This is a genomic window from Micromonospora sp. NBC_00898 (assembly GCF_045207895.1).
In the GTDB taxonomy this organism is placed as follows: Bacteria; Actinomycetota; Actinomycetes; order Mycobacteriales; family Micromonosporaceae; genus Micromonospora.
This window is the reverse complement of record NZ_CP108775.1, coordinates 3,546,550-3,561,896: the sequence shown is the minus strand read 5'-3', so window position 1 is coordinate 3,561,896 and position 15,347 is coordinate 3,546,550. Positions and strand designations below refer to the sequence as shown.

The window sequence follows — 15,347 nt, the reverse complement described above, 5'->3', positions numbered from 1 at the left end:
CGCCGAATGCCGGGCCCGCGTCGGGTGCGGCGGTCGGCCCGCCGCGCCGGGTGACCGGGTGACCGGGTGATGGGCGGCGGCCGGATCAGGCCGGGAAGTGCGGGTTGCCGGCCGTCAGCCGGACCGTGAAGCCGTCCGGACCGCGGTGCAGCGCAACGTGGTTGCAGGACTGATGGGAGATCCACAGGCCCAGCCCGCCGGACGAGCCGTTGGTCGCCGGGAGGAGACCGGCGAACGGGTCCTTCGGCCCGTTCCCGCCGTCGCTCACCGTGACCACGATGCGGTCGGCGCCGCTCCACAGCCGCATCCGGGCCGGCGGGAGACCGTGCCGCAGGGCGTTGGTCACCATCTCGCTGACCGCCACCACCAGGTCCTCGACGTCGTCGGCGGGCAGCTGCCCCCGGTCGGCGGCATAGACCGCGGCGCGGGCCTGCGCGGGCGTCGGATCGGTCAGCTCGACCAGCGGCGCCGTCCGCTGCACCGGGTCCGGCAGCATCGGCCGCGGCTCGGCGAGATAACTCGTCGGCTCGGTGTAGACGCCGGTCGGGACGTGACTGCCGTCCGGCCGGGCGACCCGGGGGTGGGTGCGCGCCACGTCCGCCAGCACCCGCGCCGGGGCGACCCGGGTGTCGTAGGCGCACATGCTCCAGAGCGGGAAGTCGTCGTAGGCGTGGTTTATGGCCGACTCGTACCGGGCCCACCAGTCCCAGGTCGCCCCGAGCGCGGTCCGGGGCAGCTCACCGACGATCCGGATCTGCGCGGCGCCATCGGCCACGTACGAGGCGAGCAGCTTGCGGTAGGAGCGGATCGCGGCGGTCGGCCGGGCGTACACGTCGCCGCCGGGCAGGAACGTCACGCCCGAGTCGGCGGGCAGGGCCCGCCGGACCAGCTCGGCGTTGCGCTCACCGAGGCCCACCACGGCCGGTTCACCGGCCTCGATCCCGCCGAGCAGGAAGGGCAGCATGACGGCGAGCAGGTGCTCGTCGGAGTCGAAGAGGATCGCCTCGTGGTAGTAGCCGACGTGGCCGGCGGCGGCACCCGTCCTCACCGCGCCACCTCGACCCGCACGTCGGGAAGCTCCAGCAGCTCGACCAGGCGGGCTGCGGCCGACCGGCTGGTCCGCAGGACGGCGGTGGCGCCGCGACGCCGGGCGTGCTCGCCCAGCTCGATCAGGCAGCGGTGGTCGATGAACCCCAGGTGGGTCCCGTCGACCACCAGCCGGCCGTCGACCGGGTGCGGGTCGACGCGGTCCAGCGCGGCGGCGAAGAGCCGGCGGTTGGACGGGTCCAACTCACCGGCCAGCGCGACCGCGCCGTCGCCGGGGTCGGCGGCGTAGAGGCGGAACAGCACGTCGGCGTTGGTCTCGGGGTGCAGGCAGGCCAGCTCCGTGATGGCCCGGTCGCCCAGCTCGCGCCGGTCGTAGGCGCAGATGGCCGACATCGGGTGGGTGCGCATGTAGCGGTCGATGAGGTGCTCGTACCGGGCGAACGCGTCCCGCTGGGCGGGAGTGCGGACCAGCGAGGTCGCCACGGCCGCCACCCGGAACCCGCGGTAGCCGGCGGCGAGCGCGTCCGCCGTGGCGGCCGCGTAGTGCCGCACCTGGGTCTCCGGGTCGATGACCTCGTCGATCCGGTAGGCGTCGTCGACGTGCACCATCCGGGCCGCCCCGCTGCGCAGCGCGTCGCCGAGGCCGGGGAAGGCGGCCAGGCGGTGGGTCAGCGAGCCGGGCGTCCCGGGCGCCGCCACCCAGACCCGCTCGCCGGCCGCGAGACCGGCGGTGACGAAGGCCAGGGCGCGGGAGTCGAGCACCGCCGGGTCGTCGTAGGCCCAGCAGACGTGACCGTACGCCGGGGGCGGCGCGGTGTTGCCGGTCAAGCGGACTTCCTCATGGCGCCAGTCTATGCTGCGCCGCCGTAACGGCCATTCGTGCCGGCTCGCGGCCGATCCCGGCCCGGTCGGCGCCGCCGCTGGCTGGACCGGACCGGGCCGGGGCCGTGCGCGTCCAACCGGTCGTGCACCAGGTCGACCCGGGTGCCGCCGTCGACGGGGGTGAAGGTGACGGTGAGCCGGCTGCCGGGCGCGTCCGGGGCCGGAATGCCCCAGTCCGGACCGATCAGCTCGTAAACGGCTTGGCTGGGCGGCGGTCGCCCGGGATCATCGCCGATGTGTCGATCACCGCACGGGAGATGACGCCGACGACTGGCCGCAGCTGTGGCCGATGCTGCGCGACATGGGGGTCGGCGACGACCCGCCGGCGGTCCAGCGGGAGCGCTTCCTGCTGCTGCGCGCCGACCCGCGCTGGGCGCTGCTGGCGGCCGTCGGCGACGACGGACTCACCGGGTACGCCGCCGCCCAGGACCACGGCCCGCACCTGCGCTCCGGCGACGCGCACCGGGTGGCCCGGCGGCACGACCTGTACGTCCGCCCGGACCGGCGCCGGCACGGCGTGGGGCGGGCGCTGCTCGTGGCGGTGTCGGACTGGGCGGCCGGACGGGTCCGGTACTGGAGTGGCAGGCCCACCGGGAGCGGGCCGCACCCTTCTACGAGCGGCTCGGCCACCGGGGCGAGGCCTGCCCGCAGCCGGGGTACCCGACCTTCGTCCTCGACCTCGGGTCGCCGTGACGCGTCCTCGGCCTCGGGTCGCGGTGACGCCGGCGGCAGGGTCGCGCTGACGCCCACGGCGGCGTTCAGGGCAGCGGGTGGGAGATGCCCCGGGCGTGGTCGGTGATCGCCGCGCCGACCACCGTCGCGGTCAGCGGCAGCACCTCCAGGCAGCGGCGCACCGCCGCGGCCATCAGCGCGTTCGGCACCCGCATGGACAGCGTGCAGTGCGGCACCCAGCGGCCCGGCTGGTAGTGCTCCACCAGCGTGATGCCGGCGCGGGCCAGCCGATGGTGCACCTGGGCGTGGTGGGCGAGCAGCTCGGCGGTGGGCGTCGTCCCCAGCCAGAGCACCCGGCCGACGAACTGGCCGGCGTGCTGGAACTCCAGCCGCAGCGGGGCGGCCACCACCATTCCGGCGAGGGCGTCGGCGACCTGGTCGGGGTCGAAGCGGGCGGCGACGGCCAGCGAGACATGCGGCCGGTGCCGCTGCTCCAGCAGCGACCGCATGCTCTGCACGCCCTCGGACTCCAACGCGTCCCAGAGCACCCGGATCCGCCGGGTGGCGTCGGTGTCGAGATACAGCTCCAGCGCCGCGACCACGTCGCTCACCCTAGAGGTGAGGTTTGCCCGGCCCCGTGGGCGGTACTGCCCAGGTGGCACCGACGTGGAGGAGCGTGGACCGTGGACGTGAACGACCTGCTGGCCGAGGCGTACGGCCGGCTGCCCGACCTGGTCGACTCGGCGGTCGACGGGCTCGGTCCCGAACAGCTCCGGCAGCCTCCGGCGCCGGGGGCCAACACGGTGGGCTGGCTGGTCTGGCACCTGACCCGGGTCCAGGACAGCGGCGTCGCCGACCTGCTCGGCGAGGAGCAGGTCTGGGTCTCCGGGGACTGGGCGGGCCGGTTCGGGCTGACCGCCGACCCGAACGACATTGGCTTCGGGCACACGCCGGAGCAGGTGCTCGCCTGCCGCCCGGAGAGCGGGCGGGCGCTGGTCGACTACCACCGGGCGGTCGCCGAGCGGACCGGTGCGTACCTGCGGGGGCTGCGGCCGGCGGACCTGGACCGGGTGGTGGACGAGAACTGGGACCCGCCGGTGACCGCCGGCGTCCGGCTGGCCAGCCTGCTGGAGGACGACCTCCAGCACGTCGGTCAGGCCGCCTACGTGCGGGGGGTGATCGAGCGGGGCTGACCGGGCCCGGGCGCGGTCCGGAAGGCGAGTGGGTGGCCGGCGGGCCCGAACCCGACGTCCGCCTCACCCGGATCGGGTGAGTTGGGATCACCCCACCGCCGGGGACCCTGCGGGGATGACCGGGGACGGGAGGGGGACCTATGGGCGCGGCGGTTGAGCACCTGGCAGGGGTCGCGGGCCGGCATCCCGAGCTGCCGGAGACCACCGCTGGCACGCTCCGGCTGGACCTGCGCGACGGCGGGCGCACCGAGCACTGGCACCTGACCATCGACCACCAGAACGTCGAGGTGGCCCGGTCCGGCGACGAGGCCGAGCTGGTCGTCCGCGCCGACCGCGAGGTCTTCGACCGGATGGCCGCCGGCGACCTCCACCCGGCGGCGGCGCTGCTGCGCAACGACCTCACCGTGCAGGGGGACATGCGGTTGCTGATGGCGTTGCGCCGGCTCTTCCCGGGCCCGCCCGGCGCCCGGCACCCCCGGCGGGCCGACTGCGGGCGGGGTGACGCGGCATGAGGCAGGGGTGGGTGAACGTCTTCGCCGGCAACTCCTTCGCGGTCAGCGACGCGCAGGGCGACATCGAGGTCGACCCGCACGCCCCGGTCGGGCTCTTCTCCTTCGACACCCGGTTTCTGTCCCGCTGGGTGCTCACCCTCGACGGCCAGCGGATGCACGCCCTCTCCCGGGACGACATGGCCTACTTCGAGACCCGGTTCGTGCTGGTGCCAGGAACGGCCAGCCACTACGTCGACGCCGACGTGTCGGTGATCCGGCACCGCATGATCGACGACAGCTTCAGCGAGCGGATCACCGTGCTCAACCACACGGCGAAGCCCGCCGAGTTCGTGCTCCGGCTGGACGTAGCCAGCGATTTCGCCGACACCGCCGAGATCCGCAACCCGGTGCCCCGCCGGGTCATCGCCAGCGTCGACCGCGGCGCGCTGCGGCTGTGCTACCAGCGGGACCGGTTCATCCGGGAGAGCGTCGTCACCAGCACCAGTCCCGCCAGCGTCGACCAGGGCGGGATGACCTTCCGGATCCGGGTCGCGGCCAACGGCGAGTGGAGCACCGACCTGCACGTCGGCACGGTGATCCACGGCGCCCGCGGGCGGGACCTGCGGGCCAGCCTGGAAACCCACCGGCACATCGTGCGCCGGGGGATGCGGGAGGACCTGGCGCGCTGGCTCGACCGGGCGCCGCAGCTCGTCGCCGAACGCGACTCGCTGGAGTCGGCGTACGAGTGCGCGCTGACCGACCTGGCGGCGCTGCGCTACACGCCGCTGTCGTTCCCCGAGCGGGTGCCGGTGGGTGGCCTGCCCTGGGCGATGGCGCTGTACGGCCGGGACGCCATGATCACCTGTCTGGAGACGCTGCCGTTCACCCCGGAGCTGACCCCGGCCACGCTGCGGCTGCTCGCCCTGCTCCAAGGCGGCCGGCTCGACGACCTGCGCGACGAGGAGCCGGGCAAGATCCTGGTCGAGTTGCGCTACGGGGAGACGGCCGCCTTCGACGAGCAGCCCACCTGCCTCTACTACGGCGGCGCGGACACCACCCCGCTCTTCGTCGTCCTGCTGGACGAGTACGAGCGGTGGACCGGCGACGCCGCGCTGGTCCGCGAGCTGCGCCACCCGGCCCGGATGGCGTTGGACTGGATCGACGACTACGGCGACGCGTGCGGCGACGGCTACCTGCGCTATCAGCGGCGCAACACCCGCGGGCTGGTCAACCAGGTCTGGCGGAACTCGCCCGACGCGATCGTGGACCGGCACGGGCGGCAGCCGGGATTCCCCCGGGCGACCTGCGAACTCCAGGGGTACGCGTACGACGCGAAGATGCGGGGAGCCCGGCTCGCCCGGGAGTGCTGGAACGACCCGGCGTACGCGGACCGGCTGGAGGCCGAGGCCGCGCGGCTGCGCCAGCGCTTCAACCGGGACTTCTGGCTGCCCGAGCGGGAGTACTACGCGCTGGGGCTGGAGCCGGACGGCACCCCGGTCGACGCGCTCACCTCGCACCTCGGCCACCTGCTGTGGAGCGGGATCGTGGAGCCGGAACGCGCCGGGGCGCTGGCCGCCCACCTGTGCGGCCCGGACCTGTTCAGCGGCTGGGGCGTGCGGACGTACGCGGCGGGGCAGCGCCCGTACAACCCGGTCGGCGCGCACCTCGGCGCGGTGTGGCCGGCGGACAACGCGCTGGTCGCGACGGGCCTGCGCCGCTACGGCTTCGACGCCGAGGCGGCCCGGATCGCGGCCGGCATCTTCGCGGTGGTGGAGACGCTCGGCGGTTCGCTGCCCGAGGTGGTCGCCGGCTATCCGCGCCAGGTCACCAAGTACCCGGTCCAGCTCCCGACCGCCGGCCGGCCGCAGTCGTGGTCGTCGGGGGCGCTGCTGATGCTGCTGGGCACCATCCTCGGGTTGCGCCCGTGCGGGGACAACCTGCTGGTCAACCCGGCGCTGCCGGCGGGGTTCGGCCGGATCGAACTGCTCGACGTGCCGGGCCGCTGGGGGCGCGCCGACGCCTACGGGCGGGACCGGGCCCCGGGCCGCCGGCCCCGGACGCGCTGAGCAGTCGGTCGGCGCTGGACGGGGCGCGAGGGCGGCGGTCAGCGTTGCCCGGCGGCCGTCTGCTCGGTCTGCGTCCGGGCGGCTGGCGCGGCGTCCGGGCCGGGCCCGACGGCCGCTGTCGCCGGAGCTTCCCCGCCGGCCGCCGGCGCCGGGTCGCCCGCGCCGGCCGCCGGGCGGGTCGCGCCCCGCCGGGCCAGCCCCCGGTCGACGCCGACGAAGAGCAGACCGAGCACCCAGAACGCGAACGCGAAGAAGAGCGAGCTGAGCCCGACGCCGTCGTAACCGAGCTGTCCGGCGTCGATGAACGGGTACGGGTAGCGGTGCACGATCAGCCCGCGTACCAGGGCGAATCCCAGGTACGCCAGCGGGAAGGCGAGCCACCAGGCCGCGTACCGCGGGCGCAGCCGGCCGCGCGGGTCGAACAGCGCCCAGTCCGCGACGGCGAGCAGCGGCACGACGGTGTGCAGGAACTGGTTGCCCAGCGCCTCGCCGAGCGCGCGGTCCGGTTGCGCCATCGCGAACGGGCTGGCCGGGTTGGCCAGCACCAGGTGGTAGACCACGCCGGTGATGGTGATGTAGAGGGTCACCGCGCCCTTGAGCGCCGATGGCGGCTCGGGGCGGTGCTGCCAGGCCCGCCAGGCGGCGTAGCCGGCGAAGGGCCCGACCGCCACGTTGCTCTGGATCGTGAAGTAGGGCAGCAGGCCGGTCACCGTGGCCGGACCGAGCGCCGTGAGCACGATCCCGGCCAGCACGCTGATCACGATCGCCAGGCGGAAGCTGACTGCCAGCCGTCGACGCCGCAGACTCATCGGCGCAAGCTATCAGCCCGGCCTCTGCCGGTCACCCGCCGACGGGGCGCCGCCGTCACCAGCCGGACGTGCCCGGGCCACCCTTGAATGGCCCGGTGATTTCGCTGGTCCCGGACCGGTTCCGTGCCGGCACGGTACCGACGGCCGGTGCCGGGCGGCCGTGCTCAGCGCGTGGCCGAGCCGGTGGGGACCGGCGGCTTGGCCGTCGGACCGTTGACGCGCACGCCCGGGCCGGTGTCGCTGTCCGGCGTGGATGGCGGGTGGTCCGGCCGGCTGGTCGGGTCGGCGCCCGGGCGGTCCGCCGGGCTGGTCGGCCCGCGCTGCCGGTCCCGGTCGGTGAGCAGCCGGTCGCACCAGTCGTGCACCCGCTCCCGGCCGCCCGCGGCCGAGACCAGCTCGGCGAAGCGGGGACCTTCCAACTCCCGCTTGCGGTTGCCGTCCTCGATTTTCTGGTAGGCGGTGCAGAGCCCGACCAGGGCGGGTGAGCCGGTCGGCGATGCGGAAGCGCCGGCGTCCGCGGTAGGGGACAGGCTGGGACCGCCGGTCGGGGTGGGATGCCTGTCGGCGCTCGCGCTCGGTGCGGTCGTGCCGTCGTCGGCACCACCCAGGGAGCCGGGCAGGACGCCGGTGGCCGCGGCCAGCGCCACGCCGCCGGTGGCGGCGGCCGCCAGCAGGGCCACGAGGGCGACCTTCGCGCTGAGCAGACCGGCGAGGATCCGCCGCTCGGGACGGTTGGCCGCCATCGGCATCGAACCCGCCCGGGCCGTCCGGAACGCCTCCATGGCGGCCCGCTCGCCGGTCAGCTCGTGCGGGCGCGGGGCGGCCCGGACGGCGGTGAGGAGTCGGACCAGCGCCTCCGGACCATCCGGCGGGTCGGCGACGGGACCGACGAGCAATCGCTCGACGGTCTCCAGGTCCATGCGGTGTGCGTTCATCTCGTGTCCCTCAGCGCCGCCGACCTGCGCGGCGTCACATGGGAACCCGCCGTACGCTCCGAAACGCCCAGGTGAGCTCGATCACGCGGCGGGGAACCGACGGGTGACGGCGCGCTCAGCCCATGGTCTTCGACCCGTCGATCGACTCGCGGAGGATGTCGGCGTGCCCGGCGTGCTGCGCGGTCTCCGCGATCAGGTGCAGCAGCACCCGGCGCACCGACCAGCTCGCGCCCGGCTCGAACCAGGGCGCGCTCGGCAGCGGATGCGCGGCGTCCAGGTCGAGCGTGCCGACCAGCTCGTCCGTCGCCCGGGCCACCCGGTCGAACTCGGCGAGCAGCCCGGCGAGCGTCTCGCCCTCGCGCATCCGGAACTGGCCCGCCCAGTCGAGCGGCTGGCTCTGCATGGCCTCGGCGCCACCGACGGCGAACCGGATCCACCGCTCCTCGGTGGTCGCGACGTGCTTGATCAGGCCGCCGAGGCAGAGCTCGCTGACCGTGCTCCGCCGGGCCGCCTGCTCGTCGGTGAGGCCGCCGACGGTCTGCCGGAGGAAACCGCGGTGCCGCCGCAGCGTGGCCAGCAGATCCGCCCGCTCGCCCGTCACGACCTGGTCGGAGACGCTCATGATGCCTGCCCTTCGTTGACGACTGCGACCACGATATGGCCGGCCACCGACAGTCGCGGACCCTTCCACAGCGGACGGCGCCGCGTCGCCACCGGTTGCCGATCCGGCCCGGGCGCGGTGCACTGAACTAGATGGGTGTAATCAAGGTGGGCACCTCGTCCTGGGCCGACCAGCTGCTGGTGCGCTCCGGCTGGTACCCGCGGGCGGTCAACACCCCCGCCGGTCGGCTCGGCTGGTACGCGGACCGGTTCGGGCTGGTGGAGGTGGACACCTCCTACTACGCCATCCCGCTGCCGGAGACCGCCGAGGGCTGGGTGGCGGCCACCCCGCCCGGGTTCACCTTCGACGTCAAGGCGTTCAGCCTCTTCACCGGCCACCACACGCCGGTGGCGGCGCTGCCGCGGGACCTGCGCCCCGCCGGCGGCCCGAGCCGGATCCGCTGGCGCGACCTGCCCGCCGGGGCGTACGACGAGCTCTGGGACCGGTTCCGCGCGGCGCTGGCGCCGATCGCGGCGGCCGACCGGCTCGGCGCGGTCCTGCTCCAGTTCCCGCCGTGGCTGGCCCGGAGCGCGGCGGCGAAGCGGCGGATCGTCGAGCTGGCCCGGCGGTGCCGGCCCTGGCGGGTCGGCGTGGAGCTGCGGCACTCCTCCTGGTTCGCCGAGGACGTCGTCGTGGACACCGTGACCTTCCTGCGCGAGCACGGGCTGAGCTACGTCTGCGTCGACATGCCGCAGGGGCACGTCTCCTCGGTGCCGCCGATCCTGGTGGCCACCGCCGACCTCGCCGTCGTCCGGTTCCACGGGCACAGCACGGACTGGGAGAGCGGCGACAAGCAGGACAGCTTCCGGTACGCCTACGGCGAGGAGGAGCTGCGCCGCTGGTCCGTGCTGCTGACCGAGCTGGCCGACCAGTGCGCCGAGCTGCACGTGCTGATGAACAACTGCTGCGGCGGCCAGGCCCAGCGCGACGCCGCCCGGCTCGCCGGCCTGCTCGGGGTCGACGTCACCCGGGCGGAGGTCGCCGCCCGCTGACGCTTCGGAGGTTTCCCCGGTTCCGGGCCGGGTACCGGCGGTGCCGAGGCACGACGGAGGGGGAGCGCGTGAGCGAGCGGGACGAGGCGGCGACGGGCCGGCCGGACGACCGGGACCCCCGGGCGACCCGGGAGGCCGAGGAGGCGCACGGCGGCAGCATGGCGCCCGGCCTGGTGGACGACACCGGTCACCCGGTGACCGAGCCGCCCGCGCCGGAGACCGCGCCCGAGCCGTCCGCGATGGGGACGCCGGGGGAGGACGGCACCGGCTCCTGACCGGCGGTACGACGAAGCCCGGAGCGGTTGGTCACGCCCCGGGCTTCGGCACGCCCGGGGGCAGCGGACGACCACTTCGGACACTGCGCCGCACCGCGCCGCGCGACCGCCCGGGCCACTGGTAGCGTGCCGGGCGTTCGGTGTCCACAGTGCTGGCCGGCCGTCCGGGCCGGGGTTCGGGAGAGTAGCCGTGGTTGGTTGGCAGGGAGACATCCGGCGGGCGTCGAGCGCCGACGCCCGGGTCGTCGGCACGATCCTCGCGGAAGCGTTCATGCGGGACCCGGTCAGCGGGTGGATCTTCCCCGACGAGCGGCACCGGGCCGAGGCGCACCCGGCCTTCTTCGGGGAGTTCGTCACGCTCGCCCTGGACGCGGGCGAGGTCCACCTGGCGGGCGACGGGGCGGGGGCGACGCTGTGGCTGCCGGTCGACGGCGGCGAGGGCGAGAGCGACGAGGGGCAGGAGCTGTACCGGGCCCTGGAGGCGTCGATCGGCGCGGAGGCGACGAAGCGGTTCGCGATCCTCGACGAGCTGATGACGGCCAACCACCCCGGCGAGCCGCACTGGTACCTGCCGTTCATCGCGGTGCACCCCGACCACCATGGCCGGGGCGTCGGCTCGGCGCTGCTGCGGCACCAGCTGGCCCGGCTCGACGGGCTCGGCTCCGCCGCCTACCTGGAGGCCAGCTCGCCACGGAACGCGGCCCTCTACGAGCGGCACGGCTTCGCCCAGCGGGAGGTCACGCTGGACCTGCCGGGCGGGCCGAGCCTCTACCCGATGTGGCGCAACCCGGCCTGACGCGCGCCGCCCGCCCCGCCGACGGCGGGGCGGGCGCTCAGCGGCGTACCGCGACGGTGGCCGCGTCGAGCGCGGCGACGACCGCGGACAGCAGGCCGTCCAGCGGTGGCGGCAGGTACCGGCGGCACTCGCGCATCCGCGCGCTCACCTGCTCGTCGAAGACGTTCGAGCTGAGCCCGACGGCGCCGGTCAGGGCGGCCAGTGCTGGGCGCGGTCCTCGCCGTCCTGCTGGTGAACTTCGACGCGCTGCTCGCGCCGGACACCGCCGCCTACCTGAGGTGGCTGCTGCCGGCGATCCCGGTGGCCGCCGCGGTGGTCGGCCTGGTCTGGGGGCTGGTGCTGAAGTCGGTCCGGCCCGAGGCGTACGCCCGGATCGGCCGGGTGGCCGAGGACGGGCTGCACGAGCCCGGTCTGCACCCGTCGCCGGAGCCGGAGCAGGACGCCTGGTCGGCCGCCGGCCGGCGCTGACGTACCCGACGACGGCCCGACCGCCCCGTGCGGTCGGGCCGTCGCCGGTTCCGCTCAGCCGCGCCGGCTGACCCCCTCCGGGTGCATGCCGGTCGCCTCCTCCAAGGCGTTGTCCGGCAGGTCCTCGCCGGCTCGGTCGTCCGGGAACGTCCGCCCGCTCGGCGCCGGGTCGGGCGGGGCGCCGGGCCCCGCCGCCGGCGTACGGGTCGGTTCGACCGGACCGAAGCCGTGCCGCCCGGCCGGGTTTCCGTCGCCGGCCGGGGCGCCGGCCCGGCGGTCGCCGCGGCGGCCCTCCGGCAGCCCGGCCTCCTCGCTGCCCTCGTCCATCGGCGAGTCCTCGCCCGCGCCCCATGGCACGTCGGCGGCGTACCCGTCGGTCGTACCCCACGGCTCGGTCGACTCCGGCCCCCGCCGCTCGTCACCCGTGCCCGGTCCGTCGTTGCTGCTCATGGCCACCTCGCCTGGTCGATCCGCCAGTGCCGGCGTTGATTGCCCGGCACCGCCCCGGTCATGCCCCCACCTTGGCCGGACGGCTCGCCGGCGACGGTGACGCGCCGGATGGTCGGCCTCGCGGCGGGGCCGACCGTCCCTCCCGGCCGGCTCACCGGCCGGACATCGCCATGTGCCGCTTGGCCGCGGCCACGGCGGCCACCTTGCCTATCGTCTTCGGCGCGGCCATCAGGCCTCCGGCCCGGTCGAGCATCCCCCGGAACACCTGCCCCGGCTTCTGCTGCTCGCCCATGTACGCCGTCACCACCACCAGGGCGCCGGTCAGCGCCGGGATCGCCCACTGCAGCATCTTCATCTGCCGCTGGCAGGACGCGACGTTCGCCGGTGTCTGGTAGCTCGGCTTGGTGGTCCCCTCGACAGGCGGGCCGCCCGCCTTCTGCAACCTCATGCCGAGCAACCGGCTGTACCCGGTCACCGCGAGCGCGCCGACGGTCAGCGCCGTCTTCACCGCGCTCATCTTCGCCACCCCGGACTGGGCGGCGACGCGTGGGCTCTCGGTGACCAGCTCGCCCACCGCCCCGGCCAGGTGGGCGCCGATCGCCGCGGCGTTCACCGGGGTCCACCGGGCCCAACCCGCCGAGGCCACCGGCAACCGCTGCGTCGAATCGTTGATCTGTGCCGCCGCACCGTTGACGCCGAGCGCTCCCATCAGCGAGCCGCCGAACCAGGCCGCCAGTCCCAGGTCGTGCATCGAGCGCAGTGCGGTGTGCCGTTCTGACATCTGGATCCCCCTCCGCCGTGTTCGGGCGGTGCGGCATACCCACCGTCCGGGCCGTTACGCACCGCGGTTCGCCGGTATCGCGGTGTCCGGGGCCGGTGCGCCGGGAAAGCGGACACGATCCGGGCGGATCAGGGCGGGATCGCCCCGCGGGGCGGTCAGCGCCGGGGCAGCCCGGCCGCGAAACCGGCCACCCGGACGGCCAGCGGCGCCGCGGCCCGGACCCAGGTGAAGTGGTCCAGCGGTGCGCCCGCCTCCGCCACGGCATAGCGGTGCCGGGTGACCGGCGCGGCGGTGAGCTTGCCGCAGAGGTGGTCGAGGGTGGCGTGCGGGGTGTACTGGTCGTCGTCCATGCTGACCGCCAGCACCGGGGTCCGCACCGACCGGAGGGCCGCCTCGGCGTCCACCCCGTCGAGCGTGGGGAATCGGCCGGTCCGCGCGGTGTACGCCCAGTCCCGGATCACCCCGCGCGCCTGCCGGCCGCCGAATCCCCAGCCGGGCCAGACGCCGAGCAGCCGCGCGGTCGCCGCGATCCCCTGGGTGTACGGCAGCACGCCCCAGCCGCGCAGCCCCGGATAGCCGCGCCACCACGGCACGCCGACGGCGACCAGGGCGAGCCCGTCCACCCGGTCCGGGTCGTGCAGGGCCTGGTGCAGCACGCCGACCTGTCCGCCGAGGGAGTGCCCGAGCAGCACCCGGGTACGGCCGTCCAGCCGGGGCTTGAGCGCGTCGAGCACCGCGCCGACGTCGGCGGCGAGCTCGGCGTAGCCGTACCGGCAGGTGCGGTTGGGGAGCGGGGTGCTCTCGCCGGTGCCCCGCAGGTCGGCCACGATCACGGCCAGGCCGGCGTCGCGCAGCGCCGCGGCGAAGGGACGGTAGTAGCGGGCCCGGACGCCCATCGCGGGCCAGATCACCACCACCGGCGCGTCCGGCACGCCGTCCGGGTCGGGGTACGACTGCACCCCGATCCGGGCGCCGTCGACGTCGATGAACTCCTGGGTGTACTCCGGCTCCCCGCTCACCGGCCCAGCCTACGGCCGGAAGCTACCAGCGGGTAGCACGGGTGTCGACAGGTCCCGCCGCTCCCTCGACGGGCCCGCCTCCCGGCGATCCGGCAGCAGCGCGGCCGCCGGCCCGGACAGGTGCGCGTCGAGGGTGGCGAGCTGCCCGGTCATCAGGCCGCCGCCGTGACCGGACGCGCGACCGTGCCCACCGTGGCGTAGATCGCGCCGAGCTGCTCGGCGCAGCGCTTCCACGAGTAGCGGCTGCGGATCCGGTCCAGTGCCGCCGTGGCGTACGCGAAGCGACGGACCTTGTCGGCGAGGAGCCGGCGGATCGCGGTGGCCAACGCGCGGGAGTCGCGCGGCGGGACCAGGTCGCCGGTGAGCCCGTCGACGACGGTGTCGGCGATGCCGCCGACGTTCGTGCCGATCACCGGTACACCGCAGGCCATGCTTTCCAGCGGGGTGAGCCCGAACGGCGCGTACCAGGGGACGGCGACGAGGACGTCGGCCGACCGGTACCAGGGGGCCATCTCCTCGCGGGGCACCCCACCGACCAGCTTGACCCGGTCGGCCACGCCGCAGGACTCGGCGAGGGCGGACAGGCGGCGGGCGAAGGAGCCAGCGGGCAGCTGCTCGGCCGGTGGTCCGCCGACCACCACGCACTCGGCGTCCGGCACGGCCGGCAGCGCCCGGACCACCTCCAGCAAGCCCGTGCGTTCCACCATCCGGCCGACGGTGAGGATGCGCGGCCGGGCCGGATCGCGCGGCGCCACCGGGCCGTCCGGGCGGAACACGTCCTGGTTGACGCCGGAGGGGACCAGCGCCATCCGGGACCGGGGCACGCTGAGGCGGACCAGCTCGGCGACCTCGTCCGCGCACTGCACGATGACCCGGTCGACGGCCCGGCCCAGCGCGCGCTCGTAGCCGACCCGCCCTGGTGGGCTGGTGTCTCGGCCGCCCTGGTGCGGTCGCTTCAACACCGTGCCGAGGGCGTGGTATGTCAGCACGGTCGGCACCCCGGCGCGTCGACCGGCGTGCACGGTCGCCAGGCCGCTCATCCAGAAGTGCGCATGTGCCACGGCGGGCGTCCAGTCCCCGTGCCGCCACCGGTCGGCGAGCCAGCCGCCGAACTCGCCCATGTATGGCAGCAGCTCGTCCTTCGGCACCCGGTAGGCCAGGCCGGCCGGCACGTGCCAGACCTGGTAGCCGCCCGGTGTGGACACCGACTCGGGCAGGGCGGTGGAGTCGCGGCGGGTGTGGACGCGGACGTCGTGCCCCTCGCCGACCAGCGCGGACGCGAGCTCCGCCACGTGGGTGTCCTGCCCGCCGGCGTCCTCCTCCCCGAGGACGGCGAGCGGGCTGGCGTGCTCCGAGATCATCGCGATGCGCATGTTTCCTCCTCCATCAGCCGGCCCCAGCCGGTGGGGAACCGGTCGAGCCCGAAGCGTTCCTTCGTCACCTCACGTGCCCGCGCCCCCAGCCGGTACGCCGCGTCGCGGTCCTCGGCGAACCGCACCGGGCGCTTGCCGTGCATGCCGCGGCTGAACCGCTCCTCTTCGGCGACCACCACCGTCGCGTCGACCACCAGAGCGGCCGCCGGGTCGCGGAAGATCGCGTTGCTGCCAAGGACGCGCATGAGCAGTCCCTACCCCGGCCTTCGCGCCCTAACCTGTACATCATCGACTTCTCCCGGGAGCCGACCGTTGGCTGTGGAGATTCGGCGGCGGCGGCCCGTAAGCCCGGGTCCGGGACCAAAGTCCCTGGCCAGGGCCGGGTGGAGCGACGAACCTGGGCAAAAAGGCACAGGCGGTTCCGCTTTTGCGGGCCG

20 protein-coding genes are annotated in these 15,347 nt (G+C 75.2%); 8 read left to right on the top strand and 12 right to left on the bottom strand.

Translation table 11 applies throughout. From position 1 onward, the window contains the following. Positions 1 to 85: 85 nt before the first annotated feature. Both OG799_RS17365 and OG799_RS17360 read right to left on the bottom strand, forming a co-directional pair. The gene (locus tag OG799_RS17365) at positions 86 to 1,048 is read right to left on the bottom strand and encodes an anti-sigma factor RsbA family regulatory protein (RefSeq protein ID WP_406046070.1); all 963 of its coding nucleotides are present in this window, start codon (positions 1,046 to 1,048) and stop codon (positions 86 to 88) included. Continuing rightward, positions 1,045 to 1,875 (bottom strand): MEDS domain-containing protein, encoded by an 831-nt coding sequence (locus OG799_RS17360; RefSeq protein ID WP_406046069.1) that lies wholly within the window; start codon positions 1,873 to 1,875, stop codon positions 1,045 to 1,047. Before OG799_RS17360 ends, OG799_RS17365 begins: the two co-directional genes overlap by 4 nt. Positions 1,876 to 2,218: 343 nt before the next feature. On the opposite strand from OG799_RS17360, the gene OG799_RS17355 reads away from it, so the two are divergent. Further along, entirely contained in the window at positions 2,219 to 2,728 is a 510-nt protein-coding gene (locus OG799_RS17355; protein WP_406046068.1) for a GNAT family N-acetyltransferase, read from the top strand. On the opposite strand, the gene OG799_RS17350 is transcribed toward OG799_RS17355, so the two are convergent. Further along, on the bottom strand, positions 2,688 to 3,203 hold the full coding sequence (locus OG799_RS17350) for a 2'-5' RNA ligase family protein (RefSeq protein WP_406046312.1): 516 nt from the start codon (positions 3,201 to 3,203) through the stop codon (positions 2,688 to 2,690). The two genes, OG799_RS17355 and OG799_RS17350, sit on opposite strands and share 41 nt — an antisense overlap. Before the next feature lie 81 nt (positions 3,204 to 3,284). Here OG799_RS17350 and OG799_RS17345 point away from each other — a divergent pair, with 81 nt between their 5' ends. The 3 genes from OG799_RS17345 (at position 3,285) to OG799_RS17335 (ending at position 6,351) form a co-directional block, all read left to right on the top strand. Then, a complete protein-coding gene (locus tag OG799_RS17345; RefSeq protein WP_406046067.1) occupies positions 3,285 to 3,794 on the top strand; it encodes a DinB family protein in 510 nt (169 codons plus the stop codon). 140 nt (positions 3,795 to 3,934) lie between these two features. Further along, on the top strand, positions 3,935 to 4,306 hold the full coding sequence (locus tag OG799_RS17340) for an SCP2 sterol-binding domain-containing protein (protein WP_406046066.1): 372 nt from the start codon (positions 3,935 to 3,937) through the stop codon (positions 4,304 to 4,306). Further along, the gene (locus OG799_RS17335) at positions 4,303 to 6,351 is read left to right on the top strand and encodes a glycogen debranching N-terminal domain-containing protein (protein ID WP_406046065.1); all 2,049 of its coding nucleotides are present in this window, start codon (positions 4,303 to 4,305) and stop codon (positions 6,349 to 6,351) included. Before OG799_RS17340 ends, OG799_RS17335 begins: the two co-directional genes overlap by 4 nt. Positions 6,352 to 6,389: 38 nt before the next feature. Here the strand turns inward: OG799_RS17335 and OG799_RS17330 are convergent, their stop codons facing one another. The 3 genes from OG799_RS17330 to OG799_RS17320 form a co-directional block, all read right to left on the bottom strand. Beyond that, complete coding sequence (locus OG799_RS17330) at positions 6,390 to 7,160, bottom strand: Pr6Pr family membrane protein (RefSeq protein WP_406046064.1); 771 nt, start codon at positions 7,158 to 7,160, stop codon at positions 6,390 to 6,392. A 164-nt stretch (positions 7,161 to 7,324) separates the two neighbouring features. Then, positions 7,325 to 8,095 carry a hypothetical protein gene (locus OG799_RS17325; RefSeq protein WP_406046063.1) on the bottom strand — a complete coding sequence of 257 codons (771 nt, stop codon included), beginning with the start codon at positions 8,093 to 8,095 and terminating at the stop codon, positions 7,325 to 7,327. A 115-nt stretch (positions 8,096 to 8,210) separates the two neighbouring features. Beyond that, entirely contained in the window at positions 8,211 to 8,717 is a 507-nt protein-coding gene (locus tag OG799_RS17320; RefSeq protein ID WP_406046062.1) for a DinB family protein, read from the bottom strand. A 131-nt stretch (positions 8,718 to 8,848) separates the two neighbouring features. Between OG799_RS17320 and OG799_RS17315 the strand changes: the two genes are divergently transcribed. The 4 genes from OG799_RS17315 to OG799_RS17300 all read left to right on the top strand — a co-directional run bounded on the left by OG799_RS17315 (position 8,849) and on the right by OG799_RS17300 (position 11,287). Next, entirely contained in the window at positions 8,849 to 9,748 is a 900-nt protein-coding gene (locus OG799_RS17315) for a DUF72 domain-containing protein (RefSeq protein WP_406046061.1), read from the top strand. A gap of 68 nt (positions 9,749 to 9,816) precedes the next feature. After that, positions 9,817 to 10,023, top strand: a complete 207-nt coding sequence (locus OG799_RS17310; RefSeq protein ID WP_406046060.1) for a GTPase activator — start codon at positions 9,817 to 9,819, stop codon at positions 10,021 to 10,023. A gap of 190 nt (positions 10,024 to 10,213) precedes the next feature. Then, the gene (locus OG799_RS17305) at positions 10,214 to 10,819 is read left to right on the top strand and encodes a GNAT family N-acetyltransferase (protein WP_406046059.1); all 606 of its coding nucleotides are present in this window, start codon (positions 10,214 to 10,216) and stop codon (positions 10,817 to 10,819) included. 201 nt (positions 10,820 to 11,020) lie between these two features. Beyond that, a complete protein-coding gene (locus OG799_RS17300; RefSeq protein ID WP_406046058.1) occupies positions 11,021 to 11,287 on the top strand; it encodes a hypothetical protein in 267 nt (88 codons plus the stop codon). Between the two features lie 54 nt (positions 11,288 to 11,341). On the opposite strand, the gene OG799_RS17295 is transcribed toward OG799_RS17300, so the two are convergent. The 6 genes from OG799_RS17295 to OG799_RS17270 all read right to left on the bottom strand — a co-directional run bounded on the left by OG799_RS17295 (position 11,342) and on the right by OG799_RS17270 (position 15,155). Further along, on the bottom strand, positions 11,342 to 11,737 hold the full coding sequence (locus OG799_RS17295; RefSeq protein ID WP_406046057.1) for a hypothetical protein: 396 nt from the start codon (positions 11,735 to 11,737) through the stop codon (positions 11,342 to 11,344). Positions 11,738 to 11,888: 151 nt separating this feature from the next. After that, positions 11,889 to 12,518, bottom strand: coding sequence for a hypothetical protein (locus OG799_RS17290; RefSeq protein WP_406046056.1), 630 nt, complete (start codon positions 12,516 to 12,518; stop codon positions 11,889 to 11,891). 155 nt (positions 12,519 to 12,673) lie between these two features. Beyond that, positions 12,674 to 13,537 carry an alpha/beta fold hydrolase gene (locus tag OG799_RS17285; RefSeq protein ID WP_406046055.1) on the bottom strand — a complete coding sequence of 288 codons (864 nt, stop codon included), beginning with the start codon at positions 13,535 to 13,537 and terminating at the stop codon, positions 12,674 to 12,676. 9 nt (positions 13,538 to 13,546) lie between these two features. Continuing rightward, entirely contained in the window at positions 13,547 to 13,690 is a 144-nt protein-coding gene (locus OG799_RS17280) for a hypothetical protein (protein WP_406046054.1), read from the bottom strand. Next, positions 13,690 to 14,910 carry a glycosyltransferase gene (locus OG799_RS17275; protein WP_406046053.1) on the bottom strand — a complete coding sequence of 407 codons (1,221 nt, stop codon included), beginning with the start codon at positions 14,908 to 14,910 and terminating at the stop codon, positions 13,690 to 13,692. The genes OG799_RS17280 and OG799_RS17275 overlap by 1 nt, the downstream gene beginning before the upstream one ends. Then, positions 14,895 to 15,155: a hypothetical protein gene (locus OG799_RS17270; protein ID WP_406046052.1), complete on the bottom strand. Its 261-nt coding sequence runs from the start codon at positions 15,153 to 15,155 to the stop codon at positions 14,895 to 14,897. Before OG799_RS17270 ends, OG799_RS17275 begins: the two co-directional genes overlap by 16 nt. Between the last annotated feature and the right edge of the window lie 192 nt (positions 15,156 to 15,347).